The organism is Bacillus cereus group sp. BfR-BA-01331 (genome assembly GCF_022663915.1).
In the GTDB taxonomy this organism is placed as follows: domain Bacteria; phylum Bacillota; class Bacilli; order Bacillales; family Bacillaceae_G; genus Bacillus_A; species Bacillus_A mycoides.
Window position 1 is genome coordinate 214,071 of sequence record NZ_JAKUGJ010000007.1, and the last position, 17,010, is coordinate 231,080.

Genomic DNA, 17,010 nt, shown 5'->3' on the forward strand with positions numbered 1-17,010 from the left:
TTATTTCATCATTGGGATGTTAACGCCTTTTTCTTTCGCAGTTTGAACCGCTAAATCATAGCCAGCATCAACGTGACGAACAACACCCATACCAGGGTCAGAAGTTAATACGCGTTCAATACGTTTTGCCGCTGCTTCTGTTCCATCTGCAACGATAACCATTCCAGCGTGAAGTGAATAACCCATACCAACGCCACCACCGTGATGAACAGACACCCAGCTTGCACCGTTTACACTGTTAATTAATGCATTTAAAATTGGCCAGTCTGCTACTGCATCACTACCGTCTTTCATAGATTCTGTTTCACGGTTTGGAGATGCTACTGATCCACAATCTAAATGGTCACGGCCGATAACGATCGGTGCTGATAATTCACCATTAGCCACCATTTCATTAATAATGCGGCCAAATTTCGCACGCTCGCCATAACCAAGCCAACAAATACGTGATGGAAGACCTTGGAACTCAACTTGCTGACGTGCCATACGAATCCAATTACATAAATGCTCATTATCCGCGAACTCGCGTAAAATAACTTCGTCTGTTTTATAAATATCTTCTGGATCACCAGAAAGTGCTACCCAGCGGAATGGTCCTTTTCCTTCACAGAATAATGGACGGATAAATGCTGGAACGAATCCCGGGAAATCGAAAGCATTTTTTAATCCTTCATCGAAAGCAACTTGGCGAATGTTATTTCCGTAATCAAATGTAATCGCGCCTTTTTCTTGCATTGCAAGCATTGCTTCTACATGTTTTTTCATACTTTCTTTTGATAATTGTACGTAACGTTCTGGATCTTCTTCACGAAGCTTCGCTGCTTCTTCTACTGTGTAACCTACTGGAATATAACCGTTTAATGGATCATGGGCAGAAGTTTGATCCGTAACTAAGTCAGGGATAATATTACGGTTTACTAACTCAGGTAAAATTTCTGCTGCATTACCTAATAATCCAATTGAAATAGGCTCTTTCTTCTCTTTATATTCGTTTGCAATAGCCAATGCTTCTTCTAATGATTCTGTATACTTATCGCAATATCTCTTTTCAATACGACGATCGATACTACGCTTATCTACATCAATAGCAATTACAACACCGCCGTTCATCGTTACAGCAAGCGGTTGTGCGCCACCCATGCCACCTAAACCAGCAGTAATCGTTACAGTACCTTTTAATGAACCATCGAAATGTTGACGTGCCGCTTCACCAAATGTTTCATATGTTCCTTGTAAAATCCCTTGTGTCCCAATGTAAATCCAGCTACCCGCTGTCATTTGTCCGTACATCATAAGACCTTTTTTCTCTAATTCACGGAAGTGATCCCAGTTCGCCCACTTCGGTACTAAGTTTGAGTTCGCTAAAAGAACGCGAGGCGCATCTTCATGTGATTTAAAAATTGCAACTGGTTTCCCTGATTGAACAAGTAACGTTTCATCGTTTTCTAACGTTTTTAATGAATCAACAATTGCATGGTAGCTTTCCCAATTACGAGCTGCACGGCCAATTCCGCCATATACAACTAATTCTTCTGGTTTTTCAGCTACTTCAGGATCTAAATTGTTCATTAACATTCGAAGTGCAGCTTCTTGAACCCATCCTTTCGTTTGTAACTCAGTACCTCTTGCCGCACGAATTGTTTGTTGTACTTTTTCCATTTCAATCTCTCCCTTTTCTCGTTTTATAGTGCTGCATTTACATCCAATCTTTCCTTTATTGAATAATTCGTTTTTAACCAATGCGCGATATTTTCAATATCCGTTGAGAATATACGGTCATTTGTAATAGATGGCACTTGCTGACGACCTTGATGATAGAACGTTTTTGTAACTGTACTCATGTTTTCAATTCCGCGATATTCTGCTGCTTGCATCGCACAGATCATCTCAATTGCAAGAACGCGTCTTGCATTTTGAATAATTTGATGCGCATGACGTGAAGCGATTGTTCCCATACTTACGTGATCTTCTTGGTTAGCTGAAGACGGAATTGAATCTACACTCGCTGGATGAGCTAACGTTTTATTTTCTGAAACGAGTGAAGCCGCTGCATATTGCATAATCATGGCACCTGATTGAAGTCCTGGTTCTGGACTTAAAAATGGTGGTAAGTCATTTAATTGCGGATTTACTAGGCGTTCAATACGGCGCTCTGAAATATTTGCAAGCTCCGCCATCCCTACTTTTAAGAAGTCCATTGCAAATGCAATCGGTTGTCCGTGGAAATTACCACCAGAGATTACTTTTTCCCCGCCATCAAAAATAAGTGGATTATCTGTTGCTGCATTCATTTCAATTTCTAATTTTTCTTTCACATAATTTAAAACTTGCCAAGAAGCACCGTGAACTTGCGGGATACAACGAAGTGAATATGCATCTTGTACACGAAGTTCTCCTTGTTTTGTCACAAGTTTACTATCATGAAGAATATCACGAATTCTGCTTGCCACTTCGACTTGCTCTTTATAACCACGCGCTTTATGAACATTTTCATCGAATGCATCAATAATGCCTCGTAATCCTTCCATTGTCATCGATGCAATTAATTCTGATTGATAAGCACTTGCTTCAGCTTCTATATAAGAAAGAACCCCTTGCGCTGTCATTGCCTGCGTACCATTGATTAACGCAAGACCTTCTTTTGCTTCAAGTTCAATAGGTTCAAGTCCTTCTTCTGTAAGAGCAACCATCGCATGAACTCGTTTTCCTTTGTAGAACACTTCACCTTCACCTAATAAAACGAGAGCAAGATGAGATAAAGGTGCTAAATCGCCACTCGCACCAAGTGATCCTTGTTGCGGAACGACTGGATGAATTTTACGATTTACAAACTCAAGAAGCATGTTTACAACAAGTGGTCTAACACCCGATACTCCTTTTAACATCGTATTAGCTCGTAAAATCAACATACCGCGTGATACTTCTTCAGGGAATGGATCGCCTATTCCGCACGCATGTGACTGAATTAAGTTGTGCTGAAGTGCTTTTACATCATCTTTTTGAATAAGCACATCACTAAACTTTCCAAATCCAGTTGTAATACCGTAAACGACTTTTCCGTCCTCTACGATTTTCTCAACTACTTCGCGGCACTCTGCTACCTGTTGCATACTATTTGGACAAGCTGTTACACCTTCACCTTCAAGTAACAACCTCTTCATTTCTTCAACTGTCAATGTGTGTCCTGTTAACGTAATCATTCTTTTTCCTCCTTATAAAGGCAAAAGGGGGCCTTATCTTTTTAAGACAGACTCCTGTCCTAAAAAATAAGGCCCCCTTCTAACTAATAGACTATGGGCAAATCATATGTGATTAATTCCTAAACCAATCGCCTCATGCTCAGATCCTTTTACAGGTGCACCAATCGTTCCATAAAGTGCAACAGCAACCCATTCGCCTTCTTTTTTTCCGTCGTATGGTGTACCGCGCACAATCGCAAAGCGAAGTCCTACTGTACGAAGAACGTCTGCTAACTGAATTTGACCTCTCGTCACTCCGTACAAAGCTTCCATAATTGCATGATAAAGTGCATGTGTTTCTCTGTAAACATCTGTTTCAATAACTCGGTTGCTCTTAGCCGCTGTTTCCATTGCTGCTACTACTTTTTGCGAATTCATAGAACCAACTTTCCCAGTACAATATTTCCAACCTTTCGGAATAGATAATACGGGACTTTCATTCTCATCCGCAAGTGCCAACAGCATGGCCATACGACCAATTCGATGTGTTCCTTGAAGAAGCATGTGACTCTCTCATTTCTTTTGAATTATTTGAATATTACTTAATTTAAGAATATATGAAAACGGTTAAATCGTCAATAGTTTAAAATATTATTCAAGCAATTTTTTATCCCTCTCATACTTGTACTTGTGTACACAATTTATTTACAGATTTTTTTCAGACGTGCTATAGTCTCACTAACAGATACAAAGGGGCGAAATTTCAGTGGCGAAGCGAAAAGATATTCATTTTCGAATTGAAGAAAAATTACTTACAAGGTTTGAAGACGTACTCCATTACGAAGGTTTAAATAAAACAGACGTATTAACACATGCGATTCAGCAATTTTGCATAAAGGTGGAATGTGAAAAAATGAATGATGTAAAACGTCAATACAACGTTAGTGACCATTTACAAACACGTATCGATACGCATAAACATTACGAAGAAAAACAAGTGAATGTAGATGAAGTCGTCATTGAACATTTACAACTCAAAGGGGAAGAAAAAATATTAGAGGTCGGGTGTGCTAATGGAAAATTTCTTTCCCTTTTGCAAACTAATGGTCATAAAGGCCAGTTAACCGGCTTTGATCAATCGAAAACCATGATTTCTGAAGCCGCTATAACGAATAATACGATTGAATGGAAACTCGGTGATGCTAGTAAGCTTCCTTTCGAAGCTAATTGTTATGACCTGATAATCGCAAGGCATATGTTATACCACATGAAAGATGTCGAAAAAACAATTCAAGGATTCCATAAAGTAATTCGTCCTGGCGGCGCCCTTTTAGCTACAACAAATTCTAAAGTTTCAATGCCTCGTATAGTTGAAATGTGTAACAGTATGCTAGACGCATTTGACTTACCGAAAACATCACCAGCTGTAGCTCCATTTTGTTTAGAAAATGGTAAAGAGATACTACAATCTATTTTTTCAACTGTTGAAGAAACAATTATTCATAATGCACTCGTTTTTCATCATGCCACTCCAATCGTTAACTATATTTCTAGCATGTTCCCGTCGCTGAATATACCTGATAATATGTCCCTTCACACCGAAATGAAGGAATGGCTAAAAGAAAAAATAGAAAATGATTTATCACTTCACAACGGTATATGGCGCGATCCGAAAACGTTAGTGATTTATCGATGTAAAAAAGAAAAGAGCTAGCATTCGCTAGCTTTTACACGTTTTCCGGTAAAAGATTCTCCATCATTATATTGCCCTTTCCACTATAAAAATTTGTATTATGTTCATTCACTACTCCAAAATAGGAGGCAATCGCTAGTCCAAATGGCACAAATGCATGTCCTTGTGCTGTAATAATATTTGCGTGCTGTACAACTTCTGTATACACAAAATTTTCTACTGGAAAACAATCTAATTTTTGATAATCTATAGTCACTGTATAAGAGATTTCTTTAAATAAACCTGCTCTTGCTAACGCATACGGTCCAGCACAAATCGCTGCCACTAATTTTCCTTGCTCAGAAAATTGACGAATAACTGAAAAAAGCGGTTTCGCCTCTTTCATATGTATTTCATCTCCGCCCGGAATGATAATCCCCTCATATTCTTCTACACGCACTTCACTTAATTCTATATGCGGCTGTACTTGTAAGCCTGTTTCACTTATAATCATTTCTTTTGTTAAACCCGCTGTAATGATTTCATATTTCGTTTTCAGCAATGCTGTTGCTACCGTTATTTCAAACTCTGCAAATGTCGGGTATACGAATAATAATATTTTTTTCATAGCCTTTTCTCCCTTAGCCACCCTATAAAATATGCCTCTAATTCGTCCACTGATAATATATTAGTGTCCACATAAGTTACGGGAAATTGTTTATACCATTCTTTTTCAACTTCTACTAATTTAAATTGTTCCTCAAATGTACTTCGATTTCTTGTCCTGTCATTATTTTTTCTATCATATAAATTTTCTTTCGAAACATCTAAATAAAAAATTGCATCCGAACGGCATTCTCTTAATTTATACAATTCATCTTTTAATTCTGTTTCTATATCCCACTCTTTCCCTATCATCTTCGGATAAAAGAGTGTATAAAATTCAATATCTTCTGGTCCGCGGTCAAAAATCATGACTGATTTCACATTTTGAAACTCTTTTATTTTTGCTTCAATAAACATTTTTTGATTTGTAATAAACCCCTCTTTTGTGTAAATATCCAAATTTAATTCTTTCCGCTTTTCTACAATTGGATAAGGGTTTTCATATATAACTGAAAGCCCACATCGCTCTAAGCTTTTGGCCAATGTTGTTTTTCCACTTGCCATCGGTCCTTGGAGTGAAATTACGTATGTCATCTCTCTCATTCCCTTGTACTGTAATACATAAATAATAAACAGAATTTTGAAAACTATCAACAAGATATATATCATCTTGTTTCTTATTCTTATCTAACTTATAATAAAAAATAGAGATTATGACGGACGCATCAATAATGTAAGCTTGGAAATCCAAGCTTACATTATTTTTTGCTTTCCCTTTTCTTATAAAAAGAGTATACTAGATTAGAACGTATGTTCTTAATAATTACATACAGTAAGGAGATAGAACAATGGTATACGACACAAAAGCAATTTCTTGGAATGCATCTTTAAAACAACTTCAACGCCGCTATACAAACAAACAAGTTGACCGAAAAGAATTTGAAGATATTGAACTAATGGAATTCTTCCGCGATAACGACTACATTCCTTTACCTACACATATAAGCGGCCTATCAACAGCACGTTTTACTTCTTACTCTATTTTCACAACTGAAGATAAAGATCGTAAAGTTGGCACACTCATCATTGAATATGTAGAAAATGACAATGATATTTTATGTGTTGAACAACTATACTTCGTTTAAACTACAACGCTTGGTCAAATTGACCAAGCGTTCTTGCTTTCTATGAATCTCACTGTTTATAATATGAATAAAAGAAAACCGCAATCATTAAGGGGGGATACACTTGCTCGAAGGATGGTTCAGTTGGTTTATTGTATTATGGACTGTTATTTTATTAGGACTTATGTCTATCGGTGGATACTTTATGTTCAGAAAATTTTTAAAACGATTACCGAAAGAAGACGGTATGTCCATTTTAGATTGGGAAGAGCATTACATAAATAAAACGAGACATTTATGGGCTGACGAACAAAAACAATTGTTAGAAGAACTAGTAAGTCCCGTTCCGGAATTATTTCGCGATGTTGCTAAGTCAAAAATTGCTGGCAAAATCGGAGAACTAGCATTACAAGAAAATGCCTCTAAAATTACACAAGATTTAATTATTAAAGGATATATCATCGCCACACCAAAGCGTGATCATAAATTTTTAGTTAAAAAACTACAAGAAAAAAAGATTGATTATTCTCATTATCAATCTTTACTAACAAAATACCCTTCGTAAAAAAAGATTGCTATTTTATAGCAATCTTTTTTATAAGCTCAACTTACAGTTACTGATTTTGTAGCAATTAATCTCGCTTTCGCTAAATCTATCTGTAACCCTACAGCACTCGTATAAATCGTATCACCAGTACCTGTAATATTTACAGAGGTATATGTTGTATTCGCAGCAATTCATCCTGTTGCATTTATATTTGCAATATTAGATTCGGCTCAAGACACTTAAGCTAAGTGAAATTTCGTCATTAACATTCCACTTTCATGTTGTATCAGTACCATCAAGTGGAGTAATTGTTAATGAAGGAACGTCTCCTATACGATCCAACCTAATCTAACTTAGCCATCAATTACCGGTGATAAAACTTCAAACCAAATAGTATTCCTTATATCGGTCCATTCGTAACGTCAAACTTAAATTCCTTCTTCGATGGTCGACAATTTATACATCACAACTAGAATTGAGGAAGTTACCTTTCAGTGATTAACAAAAAACAACGTCTAATCAGACGTTGTTTCTTTATACATATAACACTCTTTACGTTAACTTCATATCTTTTTCATTATAAAAACCATCTTCTTTTTCCATTTCCTTCTGTAATTTCGTAAAGGAACGGTACATTGCAATTCTCCATGAAACGATCATTGCAAACGCAAGTAAGAAGAACATGCCACTAAGTTGTCCTAAATCAAGAGATTGGCTTAAGTATGTTTTAAATACAATCCGCACGACAAGTAATCCAATTAGTATAAAAACAAATGCTTTTGAACGCTTCAAATAAATCTCTTGTCCTCTAATTTCAAATTTAGATGTTTTAATAAGAAAAATAGAGAAAAACAAACCGACGCCAATTGCTTCTAACATTTCTGCTGGAGTTAATCGAAATTCAGGAAAAACAAACATCAACGCTCCCGTGCTCATAAAAAATGGGGGAAGTATAATTTTTTTCAATGTTGCAGGTTTCTTAGCTGCTTTTAAACGAATAAACATCGCACCGACAGCCATACAAACAGCAACGATACTTGATAACAGAACTATGTTCATATTTTCTCATCCTTTTTTGTGGCTATATGCAAAATATAATTTTATTATATGCTTTTCCGTTAGTATTTCCAACATTTTCACAGAATAATACTAAAAACCGGTAAAACCACCAAATAAACTTGAGAAATATACGATAATTTTCGTCATCCAGTTAAAATATAGGAAGATACCCATGACAATCATAACGTATCCTCCAATCTTCATGAATTTCATACTATTTCTTTTAATCCAAGACATTTTCGTAATAAAGAATGAAAGTACGAAAAACGGGATAGCAAATCCAAGTATGTAAGCAATCATATAAATCATTGCCGATTCTGGATTTGTTGCTGCTAATCCAATGACAGACACTAATATAGGCCCAGTACAAGGTGTCCATCCAGCAGCAAAGGCCAACCCAATTAGAACGGATCCAAAATAGCCACTCGGACGATTTTTAAACGTAAATTTACGGTCTTGCATTAAAAACTTCGGCTTAAATACACCGACAATAATAAGACCGAACACGATGATAAATATACCGCCTAACTGTCTAATTAAATCTTTATAATTTGTAAAGATGCCTCCAATAAAACTTGTACCAAATCCAATTGCAATAAAAATAATTGAAAAACCAAGTAAGAAAAACGCTGTATGTATCATACTTCTTTTGCGAAGCATTGCATTTTCTTCTTTCAATTCAGAAACCGACATACCTGTTATGTATGATAAAAATGCCGGATAAAGCGGTAAGCAACATGGGGATATAAATGATAAGAACCCAGCTCCAAACGCTAAAAAAATACTAATATCTTGCATTATTCCACTCCTCTCCTCTTCAATATTGTAGCAAAAACAATTGAAAATACTATGGACATTTCATGAATTCACTTTTCCAACATGACAATAAGAAAAACTACCCTTTCACACATTTTCTAATAAAACGTTTTCATTCCCTTCTATTATATAGAAAAATCTCAATTGAATTATGAAACTCTTTCTAATTGTTACTAACATAACAAAGGTTCCACAGTTTCTCAAATGATTAGCACATTACAATTGACTTCACACCTATTGGCCTTAAATTTTTTTTTCAAATGTTGTCTTTATACAACATAAAGCTGATTTTACAATACTTTAATTATTATTAATTTCAAGATTATGCATAAATATCATACTTTTATTATTATTCTATAAAATTTTGCACTTTTCTTTCATTTGACCCTTCATTTTTAATTTTGTATACTTCCCTCTAGTTATATATGTCCGTCACGGAACAATTTCATATAGATGGGAGGAATTTTTCATGCTTCGTTATTCTCTTTTAGTTTTATTAGGAGCGTGTAGTTATGGGGTTTTAGCTATTTTTGTTAAACTTGCATATGCAGAAGGGTTTTCACTTGGAGAGGTAATTGGTAGCCAGTATTTGTTCGGTTGGATTATTTTACTTGCTATTACACTTCTATTTTCTAGACATCGTGTTCCACTAAAACAAATGTTAATTTTATTCGTCGCAGGAACGTCTGCAAGTTTTACTGGAATTTTTTATTACGCTTCTTTAAAAACTGTACCAGCTTCTATTGCAATTATACTTTTATTCCAGTTCGTTTGGGTTGGGATTATCATTGAAGCAGTCGCAACAAAAACATTACCTTCAAGAGAAAAAGTTATTTCAGTAATCTTCTTACTTGCAGGTACATTTTTATCAAGTGGGTTATTAGAAACATCAGCTGGTGATTTCGATACGACTGGAATCATTTTAGGCTTATTATCTGCTGTTACATTTGCAACATACATTTTCGTAAGCGGGAAAGTTGCCGTTGAAGTACCTTCATTAACACGCGGTGTCCTTTTAATGGCTGGCGCTTTAACTTTAGTCATGATCGTATTCCCGCCAACATTTATTTTTAATGGGGCGATCTCTCAAGGCCTTTGGAAATACGGCTTAGGATTAGGAATATTTAGTATCGTTATTCCATCTATTGCCTTTACAATTGGCATTCCAAAAATCGGTTCTGGATTAGCAACTATTCTTGGTGCAGCAGAACTGCCAGTTACAACAATTATGTCTGTATTCGTTTTAAAAGAAGCTGTACTATCTTCACAATGGATCGGTGTATCACTTATTTTAATCGGTATCGCAATTCCGCAAATTGCATACGCAATGCGTGGACGTTATAAAAAACAGCATACTCATAAAAAAGTTGCAGCATAAAACGAGAGAGGATTTTCATTTGAGAATCCTCTCTTTTATTATTGTATAATTAATACAAATATTTCACTTAAGAAAGAGGGCATAATAAGTGGCATCTATTCCTGATCAATTAACAGAAAAACTTATTTCCATTCGCCGGCATTTACATGAAAATCCAGAACTATCATACGAAGAATTTGAAACGACAAAAGCGATAAAAAATTGGTTAGACGAGGCCAATATCACTATTATTGATTCCAATTTAGAAACAGGAGTTATCGCTGAAATTTCTGGTAATAAAAACGGACCGGTTGTAGCGCTTCGTGCTGATATCGATGCCCTTCCTATCCAGGAAGAAACAGACCTTCCATACACTTCAAAAATACAAGGTAAAATGCATGCTTGTGGGCATGATTTTCATACAGCTGCTATTATTGGTGCAGCCTATTTATTAAAGGAAAAAGAATCTTCTCTTAACGGAACTGTCCGCCTTATATTCCAGCCAGCTGAAGAAAGTAGTAATGGCGCTTGCAAAGTTATTGAAGCTGGGCATTTACGTGGCGTGCAAGCTATTTTCGGTATGCATAATAAACCTGATTTACCAGTAGGTACAATCGGCATTAAAGATGGGCCACTAATGGCCGGAGTTGATCGATTTGAAATTGAAATCCATGGTGTTGGTACACATGCAGCTGTGCCTGATGCCGGCGTCGATCCTATCGTTGCATCATCTCAAATCGTTATGGCACTTCAAACGATTGTAAGCCGAAATATTAGTTCTTCTCATAACGCTGTCGTAAGTGTAACAAACATTCATTCAGGGAATACGTGGAACGTTATTCCCGAAAAAGCAATATTAGAAGGAACTGTCCGTACATTCCAAGCTGAAACACGTGAAAAGATTCCGGCATTAATGAAACGTATCATTAAAGGCGTTTCTGATGCACTAGGTGTAAAAACAGAATTCCGATTTTATCCAGGTCCTCCTGCCGTTCAAAACGATAAAGTACTCACTGATTTTTCTATTCATATTGCAGAGAAAATGAATCTAAACGTTATCTCTCCTACACCATCAATGGCAGGAGAAGACTTTTCTTTTTACCAACAAGAAATACCAGGTTCATTCGTCTTTATGGGAACAAGTGGTACACATGAATGGCATCATCCAGCTTTTACAGTAGATGAAAAAGCATTGCCTATTAGCGCAGAGTATTTCGCCCTATTAGCCGAAGAAGCTATTCATCAATTATTACAAACAAAAAGCCGTTAAGTTACCCTTAACGGCTTTTGCTTATGCTGTTAAATCTCGTTTTATAAATACAGTATAGGAAATCCCTAAAAATACAGCTAAGTATAGAAGAAGCATACAAGAAGCAAATGGGAATGTTACTCCATCAATAAAGCTTCCACCCTTTAAAAGCCCATATAAATCTGTATTCGCTGGTAATAAATATTTCGCCCATTCATATCTTGCTGCCGGAATTAGCGCTATTCCCCCTGATAATGCAAGAAATAAAGAAATCCCGATTGCACCTCCGCTCGATCTCGTTAAAATGGAAATCATAAAGGCAAATGCAGCATACACAAGAGTTGGTAACCAAGATAAAATATAATATTTACTTGCTTCTACGAAAATATTTTGTTTTATTATATTTCCATTTTGAACGACAAATTCAGCCCAAGCTGGTTGTTGGAATTTATAAATAATCAACCCGCATAATACGGAAAAAATCATATTAAATATAAATAATAATGCCGCAAATATAACGATTGCCAAAAACTTAGATGTTAAAATTTTAAATCGGCTCGCTGGACGAATTGTTAAAAATTTATATGTTCCCCAGCTATATTCATTCGCAAAAATCGTACTCGCATATACGAGAATAAACGGAAGTAAAATTGGAAATACGATAAAACCTGTATCTCTCATAAATGAAAGCGGAGAACTACTTGCTGGCGCTGTATTCGTATCTAAATGCTTCATTTTAAGCTGGTATTCCTTTACAAGCTCGTCTCCTGACTTTTCTGTTAAAATATCCTCTTTTTTCATGCCGAGCTTTTTCTCAATTTCTACAGTGCGTTCTGTATAATCCGCTTTCCACCCTTTTGTTTCTGGCTCTAAATATTTTACCGTAACCCATCCTAATCCAATAATTAATACCGCAATAACTGCAAAAGGAATAATCGTTCGCTTTCGCTTAAATATTTTATACAGCTCGTTATAAACTAAATTAAACAATATCTTTTCCTCCTGTTAATTCTAAAAACTGCTCTTCTAGCGTTTTTCTTTCTTCATATACACGATAAACTTGAATGTTTTTCTCCATCAATGTACGAAGAATATTTGGAACTTCTTCATCTTTCACGTTTATAATTAATTCGTTTTCTTTTACTAAAACATCGTATTCTAAAACCTCTGCCGCTTTATTCGCATCATCTACACGTATATGTATTTCTTCTGTTTCTTCCTTTTTATCACTTTGAATATTTTGTGTTGCGACATATTCTCCATGCTGAATAATAATAACCCTGTCACACATTAATTCAACTTCTGAGAGTAAGTGACTAGAAACAAGGACAGCTTTTCCTTGTTCATGCGCAATTTTCTTTATGTACATCCGCATTTCATGTATACCACTAGGATCTAATCCGTTCGTCGGTTCGTCTAGTATTAATACATCTGGATTATGTATAAGTGCCTGAGCAATTCCTAAACGCTGTCTCATACCGAGTGAATATGCTTTTACTTTACGGTCAATTACTTGTCCCATTCCTAACAATTGCACTACTTCATCGATACGCTCTTCAGTCACATTCCCATTCATTCGTCCGAAATATGTTAAATTTTCATAGCCGCTTAAGAAAGGATAAAATTCTGGTGTCTCAATTACAGCACCAATTTTCGCAGCAGTTTTTTCAAATTGCTGTTTTACAGATTGACCATCAATCCATACTTCCCCTTCTGTCATACGGATCATTCCGACCATCATTCGCATTAATGTCGTTTTTCCAGCACCATTTGGTCCTAATAAGCCAACTACTTCACCTTTTTTCACTTCAAAACTAATATTTTCTACTAACGTCTTTGAACCAATTCGCTTTGTTAATCGATCAACTTTTACGATCGCTTGCTCATTTATCATTCCATACAACCTTTCTTCTTAACTCTTTTTTTCAGTTCTTCCCACTGTATCATGATTAATAACATGTGTAAAATGAAGAAAAAGCCATGATTTCTCATGCCTTTCTCCTCGTTTCATATGACTTTTCACCCTTTAACCTTTGTGTAAACCTACAACATTGCCACATTGATATTATAATGACGGTTATCATAACAACTGCTGTTATCACTACCGCATACATCGTAATCGGTGCATTGGTTATCCCTTGGATTCCTACTGCTTTCATAAAAATAATAATAAATAATTTCAAAAATAACATACCATGAATTAATCCGAAAACAAAAGCTCCTCCGTAAGTTAATAATTGCTCCTGACATAATAAACATGACATTTCTTTTCTTGTCATCTTCACTACTTCATACGATTTAAACTCCTCTCTTCTTACCTGTAAAAGAGAGGTTGTCATTTTATATGTAACGAAAATACACACAAAAACTATAAATAGAAACATAGCATAAAACCACTTTACAAACATAGGTGTATATTCCGCTTTACTTATTACAGCTTCATTAAATCGGAATGATATCATAAAAAAACAAATCATTGTATTCATAGCAATCCACATAAATTGTTTTAACCTTTTGGTAGCAAATATTTGTATATTTTTTCTCGCTAACCGAAATAAAGACATAATTTCCCCCTACCTTACTTCATAACATACGCATTCTATACTACTAGTGTATAAGAATATGACATTTTAAACATCGCACTTCAATCGGAATCTTTACTAAGCCTTTAGTCCTAGAAACCAAGCATATTTACCTCTTTAGCATTGAACAAAAAAACAAAAAACGGAAATGCACTTTAGTTACATTTCCGTTTTTTGTTTAACGAGGTGAATCTTTATATAACTTAATTATCATGACTACCTTGTAACTTCATCAACTATTCAGCCTTCGCATCTTCCACTTCAATCCTTTTTTTCTCTCTTGCAATTTTCAAAAACTCTAACAACTCTGGATTGTTATTCATTTTTTTATAAGCCACTGACATTTCTGCAACAAAATTAGAATCACATAACTCTTTATATACAACTTCTGTTTTATACAATTTATTTGCGGATACAGGTATTACCGTAATTCCAATACCTGCCGCTACAAGCCCCATAACAGTTTGATACTCCGTTGCTTCTTGTACAATGTGCGGACTAAAACCTACATCACGGCAAAGCGATAAAATTGTATCATATAACGCTGGCCATACTGGTCTCGTAATAAATACGAACGGTTCATCCCTTAAATCTTCGATATGTATTTCGTCCTTTTCAGCAAGAGGATGTGCCTTCGGTAAACATAACGTACATGAAAGTTTTTGAATTGGTTCTAACTCAAGTAATTGCGTTGGAATTGGCGGACGTAAAAATCCAATATCAATTCGATTATCATGAAGTGCATGCACCTGATCCGGTGTGGACAATTCATGTAATGCTACAGAAACTCTCGGAAATTTCTTTCTATACTCTCTGACGATTGATGGTAAAATATCATATATCGCCGCACCTACAAAACCAATTGAAAGTGATCCAACTTCTCCCCTTTGAGCACTTTGTGCAACTTCTACTGCTTTTTCAATTTGTTCAAACGCTTTTTTTACTTCTTTTAAAAACATTTCTCCTGCTTCTGTTAATTCAACCTTTCTCTTCGTTCTTGAAAATAACATAACTCCCATTTCTTTTTCTAATTGCTGAATTTGTTGACTAAGCGGTGGTTGTGTCATTTGTAAACGAGCAGCTGCTCGTCCAAAGTGTAATTCCTCTGCCACTACAACAAAATATTGCAAATGCCGTAATTCCATTTTGGACACCCTTTTCACTTTCGATTAATACATCTAATATATTAATAACATATAATTTATATATTAGACAAATATTTCGAATGAACGTATAGTAGAAATTATTAATTCTTTTTTACAATTTTTATGTAAAAAACAAAGAGGTGGTTACTGTATGAAATGGTGGAAGTTAAGCGGACAAATTTTATTATTATTTTGTTTCGCTTGGACAGGTGAATGGATTGCAAAACAGGCACACCTCCCAGTTCCAGGAAGTATAATCGGTATTTTTTTATTGTTAATCTCATTAAAATTTAATATAGTGAAAAAAGAATGGATACAAGACGGTGCAGACTTTTTATTAAAAGAACTTATTTTATTTTTCATCCCTTCTGCAGTCGCTGTCATTCGTTACAAAGATACATTATCACAGTATGGAATCGATCTCATTTTAATTATCGTGATTAGTACACTTTGTGTCACTCTCGTAACAGGACTTTTAACAGAATTGCTATTAAAGCGGAAAGGATCAACACAATGATCGGCTTTCTTTGTTTACTATTAACACTATTCACATATTGGGTATCTAAAAAAATGTATCAACGCTGGAATTGGAGTTTGCTTTCTCCCCTTCTTGTATGCCCAATCATTTTAATCGCTTTATTACTTGGATTAGATACACCATACGAAACCTACGAATCTGGTAGTCATTGGCTAACAGAATTATTAAAACCTGCAACAGTTGCTTTCGCATGGCCAATCTATAAACATTTTGATCTATTAAAAAAACACGGCACTGCTATTTTAATTAATGTCATTGTCGGTTCTTTTCTATCTGTTATTACTTCCGCACTACTAGCTAATTTTTTTCAAATTGACTCTACAATAGAACAAAGTTTAGCACCGCACATTGTAACAACACCTATTGCAATGGCTATTTCAGAAATGATTGGCGGCATGTCACAATTAACAGCAGTTTTCGTTGTATTAACTGCCTTAACTGGAGCGTTATTCGGCCCTACACTCATACGCATATGCCGTATTAAAACAGCACTCGCAAAAGGTATAATGCTAGGTACTAGCGCGAATGGGACCGGAACATCAAAAGCATTTGAAATCGGTCCTGTAGAAGGTACAATTGCAAGTTTATCAATGCTTTTAACAGCTGGAGCTAGTTTAGTTATCGTTCCACTTTTCTTATCTTGGATACACTAAAAAAGCAAGTATTTACACACTTGCTTTTTTATTTATATATCGGTATATTAGCTCGTAATCCTCCGGAAAAGCTAACGATAATTTTCCAACTTCATGTATCCCTTTCCAATCAATCTCATGTATTAACTCATCCGGATCTTGGATTTTCATATTACCGCCTATTTTTTTAACAAAGTAATAATGAACATACACCGGAATCCCGTATGTAATACCTTCTTTTTCGTATATTTTATTTACAACCTCCACATTGTAGCCTGTTTCCTCCCAAACTTCCCTGATACAACATTCTTCTAGTGTTTCTCCCTTTTCAAGTCCTCCACTTGGGACAGACCACCTTTTTTCTTCCCCTTCTTTTCCTTGCAATACCATTAAAATTTCATTTCTTTCATTCATACAAATAGCTGCCGTACCTATCCATCTCTCCATATACATCCCTCCCCTACTAAAATTCACCTTCTTTTTTATTTCCCCTTTGAAAAAAGA

The 17,010-nt window shown here is 35.5% G+C and carries 19 protein-coding genes; 7 read left to right on the forward strand and 12 right to left on the reverse strand.

Going from position 1 to position 17,010, the window contains the following annotated elements:
• From hutU to hutP, 3 genes are all read right to left on the reverse strand, one after another.
• Entirely contained in the window at window positions 1–1,659 is a 1,659-nt protein-coding gene (gene hutU / locus MR155_RS15555; protein WP_002033512.1) for a urocanate hydratase, read from the reverse strand.
• Between the two features lie 23 nt (window positions 1,660–1,682).
• Window positions 1,683–3,200 carry a histidine ammonia-lyase gene (gene hutH, locus MR155_RS15560; protein ID WP_063219752.1) on the reverse strand — a complete coding sequence of 506 codons (1,518 nt, stop codon included), beginning with the start codon at window positions 3,198–3,200 and terminating at the stop codon, window positions 1,683–1,685.
• 102 nt (window positions 3,201–3,302) lie between these two features.
• Complete coding sequence (gene hutP, locus MR155_RS15565; RefSeq protein WP_000926519.1) at window positions 3,303–3,743, reverse strand: hut operon transcriptional regulator HutP; 441 nt, start codon at window positions 3,741–3,743, stop codon at window positions 3,303–3,305.
• 202 nt (window positions 3,744–3,945) lie between these two features.
• On the opposite strand from hutP, the gene MR155_RS15570 reads away from it, so the two are divergent.
• Window positions 3,946–4,893, forward strand: coding sequence for a class I SAM-dependent methyltransferase (locus MR155_RS15570; RefSeq protein ID WP_242310476.1), 948 nt, complete (start codon window positions 3,946–3,948; stop codon window positions 4,891–4,893).
• Between the two features lie 13 nt (window positions 4,894–4,906).
• On the opposite strand, the gene MR155_RS15575 is transcribed toward MR155_RS15570, so the two are convergent.
• Together MR155_RS15575 and MR155_RS15580 are read right to left on the reverse strand one after the other, a co-directional pair.
• Window positions 4,907–5,479 (reverse strand): DJ-1/PfpI family protein, encoded by a 573-nt coding sequence (locus MR155_RS15575; RefSeq protein WP_242310477.1) that lies wholly within the window; start codon window positions 5,477–5,479, stop codon window positions 4,907–4,909.
• Window positions 5,476–6,060 carry an AAA family ATPase gene (locus MR155_RS15580; RefSeq protein ID WP_242310479.1) on the reverse strand — a complete coding sequence of 195 codons (585 nt, stop codon included), beginning with the start codon at window positions 6,058–6,060 and terminating at the stop codon, window positions 5,476–5,478. Before MR155_RS15580 ends, MR155_RS15575 begins: the two co-directional genes overlap by 4 nt.
• Before the next feature lie 245 nt (window positions 6,061–6,305).
• On the opposite strand from MR155_RS15580, the gene MR155_RS15585 reads away from it, so the two are divergent.
• Both MR155_RS15585 and MR155_RS15590 read left to right on the forward strand, forming a co-directional pair.
• A complete protein-coding gene (locus MR155_RS15585) occupies window positions 6,306–6,602 on the forward strand; it encodes a hypothetical protein (RefSeq protein ID WP_002014228.1) in 297 nt (98 codons plus the stop codon).
• A 103-nt stretch (window positions 6,603–6,705) separates the two neighbouring features.
• Window positions 6,706–7,146, forward strand: coding sequence for a DUF2621 domain-containing protein (locus tag MR155_RS15590; RefSeq protein ID WP_242310481.1), 441 nt, complete (start codon window positions 6,706–6,708; stop codon window positions 7,144–7,146).
• Between the two features lie 534 nt (window positions 7,147–7,680).
• Here the strand turns inward: MR155_RS15590 and MR155_RS15595 are convergent.
• Together MR155_RS15595 and ccdA are read right to left on the reverse strand one after the other, a co-directional pair.
• Window positions 7,681–8,187, reverse strand: coding sequence for a CcdC family protein (locus MR155_RS15595; RefSeq protein WP_002014224.1), 507 nt, complete (start codon window positions 8,185–8,187; stop codon window positions 7,681–7,683).
• 90 nt (window positions 8,188–8,277) lie between these two features.
• Window positions 8,278–8,985, reverse strand: coding sequence for a cytochrome c-type biogenesis protein CcdA (gene ccdA, locus MR155_RS15600; RefSeq protein ID WP_001152684.1), 708 nt, complete (start codon window positions 8,983–8,985; stop codon window positions 8,278–8,280).
• 487 nt (window positions 8,986–9,472) lie between these two features.
• On the opposite strand from ccdA, the gene MR155_RS15605 reads away from it, so the two are divergent.
• Window positions 9,473–10,381 (forward strand): EamA family transporter, encoded by a 909-nt coding sequence (locus MR155_RS15605; RefSeq protein WP_002033502.1) that lies wholly within the window; start codon window positions 9,473–9,475, stop codon window positions 10,379–10,381.
• Between the two features lie 88 nt (window positions 10,382–10,469).
• Window positions 10,470–11,630: a M20 peptidase aminoacylase family protein gene (locus MR155_RS15610; protein WP_002137758.1), complete on the forward strand. Its 1,161-nt coding sequence runs from the start codon at window positions 10,470–10,472 to the stop codon at window positions 11,628–11,630.
• A gap of 21 nt (window positions 11,631–11,651) precedes the next feature.
• Here MR155_RS15610 and MR155_RS15615 read toward each other — a convergent pair whose 3' ends face one another.
• From MR155_RS15615 to alsR, 4 genes are all read right to left on the reverse strand, one after another.
• Window positions 11,652–12,599: an ABC transporter permease gene (locus MR155_RS15615; RefSeq protein ID WP_242310483.1), complete on the reverse strand. Its 948-nt coding sequence runs from the start codon at window positions 12,597–12,599 to the stop codon at window positions 11,652–11,654.
• On the reverse strand, window positions 12,592–13,503 hold the full coding sequence (locus tag MR155_RS15620; protein WP_002014392.1) for an ABC transporter ATP-binding protein: 912 nt from the start codon (window positions 13,501–13,503) through the stop codon (window positions 12,592–12,594). Before MR155_RS15620 ends, MR155_RS15615 begins: the two co-directional genes overlap by 8 nt.
• Before the next feature lie 94 nt (window positions 13,504–13,597).
• On the reverse strand, window positions 13,598–14,173 hold the full coding sequence (locus tag MR155_RS15625) for an FtsX-like permease family protein (RefSeq protein ID WP_242310485.1): 576 nt from the start codon (window positions 14,171–14,173) through the stop codon (window positions 13,598–13,600).
• A 254-nt stretch (window positions 14,174–14,427) separates the two neighbouring features.
• Complete coding sequence (gene alsR, locus MR155_RS15630; protein ID WP_002033496.1) at window positions 14,428–15,336, reverse strand: acetoin biosynthesis transcriptional regulator AlsR; 909 nt, start codon at window positions 15,334–15,336, stop codon at window positions 14,428–14,430.
• 151 nt (window positions 15,337–15,487) lie between these two features.
• Here alsR and MR155_RS15635 point away from each other — a divergent pair, with 151 nt between their 5' ends.
• Together MR155_RS15635 and MR155_RS15640 are read left to right on the forward strand one after the other, a co-directional pair.
• Window positions 15,488–15,853: a CidA/LrgA family holin-like protein gene (locus tag MR155_RS15635; protein ID WP_000872360.1), complete on the forward strand. Its 366-nt coding sequence runs from the start codon at window positions 15,488–15,490 to the stop codon at window positions 15,851–15,853.
• Window positions 15,850–16,527 (forward strand): LrgB family protein, encoded by a 678-nt coding sequence (locus MR155_RS15640; protein ID WP_002137763.1) that lies wholly within the window; start codon window positions 15,850–15,852, stop codon window positions 16,525–16,527. Before MR155_RS15635 ends, MR155_RS15640 begins: the two co-directional genes overlap by 4 nt.
• A gap of 12 nt (window positions 16,528–16,539) precedes the next feature.
• Here MR155_RS15640 and MR155_RS15645 read toward each other — a convergent pair whose 3' ends face one another.
• Window positions 16,540–16,953 (reverse strand): NUDIX hydrolase, encoded by a 414-nt coding sequence (locus MR155_RS15645; RefSeq protein ID WP_002142750.1) that lies wholly within the window; start codon window positions 16,951–16,953, stop codon window positions 16,540–16,542.
• Between the last annotated feature and the right edge of the window lie 57 nt (window positions 16,954–17,010).

Excerpts from the sequence above, each read along its gene's own strand:
- hutU (WP_002033512.1), bottom strand. The coding sequence starts at position 1,659 with ATGGAAAAAGTACAACAAACAATTCGTGCGGCAAGAGGTACTGAGTTA.
- hutH (WP_063219752.1), bottom strand. The coding sequence starts at position 3,200 with ATGATTACGTTAACAGGACACACATTGACAGTTGAAGAAATGAAGAGG.
- hutP (WP_000926519.1), bottom strand. The coding sequence starts at position 3,743 with ATGCTTCTTCAAGGAACACATCGAATTGGTCGTATGGCCATGCTGTTG.
- MR155_RS15575 (WP_242310477.1), bottom strand. The coding sequence starts at position 5,479 with ATGAAAAAAATATTATTATTCGTATACCCGACATTTGCAGAGTTTGAA.
- MR155_RS15580 (WP_242310479.1), bottom strand. The coding sequence starts at position 6,060 with ATGAGAGAGATGACATACGTAATTTCACTCCAAGGACCGATGGCAAGT.
- MR155_RS15585 (WP_002014228.1), top strand. The coding sequence starts at position 6,306 with ATGGTATACGACACAAAAGCAATTTCTTGGAATGCATCTTTAAAACAA.
- MR155_RS15595 (WP_002014224.1), bottom strand. The coding sequence starts at position 8,187 with ATGAACATAGTTCTGTTATCAAGTATCGTTGCTGTTTGTATGGCTGTC.
- ccdA (WP_001152684.1), bottom strand. The coding sequence starts at position 8,985 with ATGCAAGATATTAGTATTTTTTTAGCGTTTGGAGCTGGGTTCTTATCA.
- MR155_RS15605 (WP_002033502.1), top strand. The coding sequence starts at position 9,473 with ATGCTTCGTTATTCTCTTTTAGTTTTATTAGGAGCGTGTAGTTATGGG.
- MR155_RS15620 (WP_002014392.1), bottom strand. The coding sequence starts at position 13,503 with ATGATAAATGAGCAAGCGATCGTAAAAGTTGATCGATTAACAAAGCGA.
- MR155_RS15625 (WP_242310485.1), bottom strand. The coding sequence starts at position 14,173 with ATGTCTTTATTTCGGTTAGCGAGAAAAAATATACAAATATTTGCTACC.
- alsR (WP_002033496.1), bottom strand. The coding sequence starts at position 15,336 with ATGGAATTACGGCATTTGCAATATTTTGTTGTAGTGGCAGAGGAATTA.
- MR155_RS15635 (WP_000872360.1), top strand. The coding sequence starts at position 15,488 with ATGAAATGGTGGAAGTTAAGCGGACAAATTTTATTATTATTTTGTTTC.
- MR155_RS15640 (WP_002137763.1), top strand. The coding sequence starts at position 15,850 with ATGATCGGCTTTCTTTGTTTACTATTAACACTATTCACATATTGGGTA.
- MR155_RS15645 (WP_002142750.1), bottom strand. The coding sequence starts at position 16,953 with ATGGAGAGATGGATAGGTACGGCAGCTATTTGTATGAATGAAAGAAAT.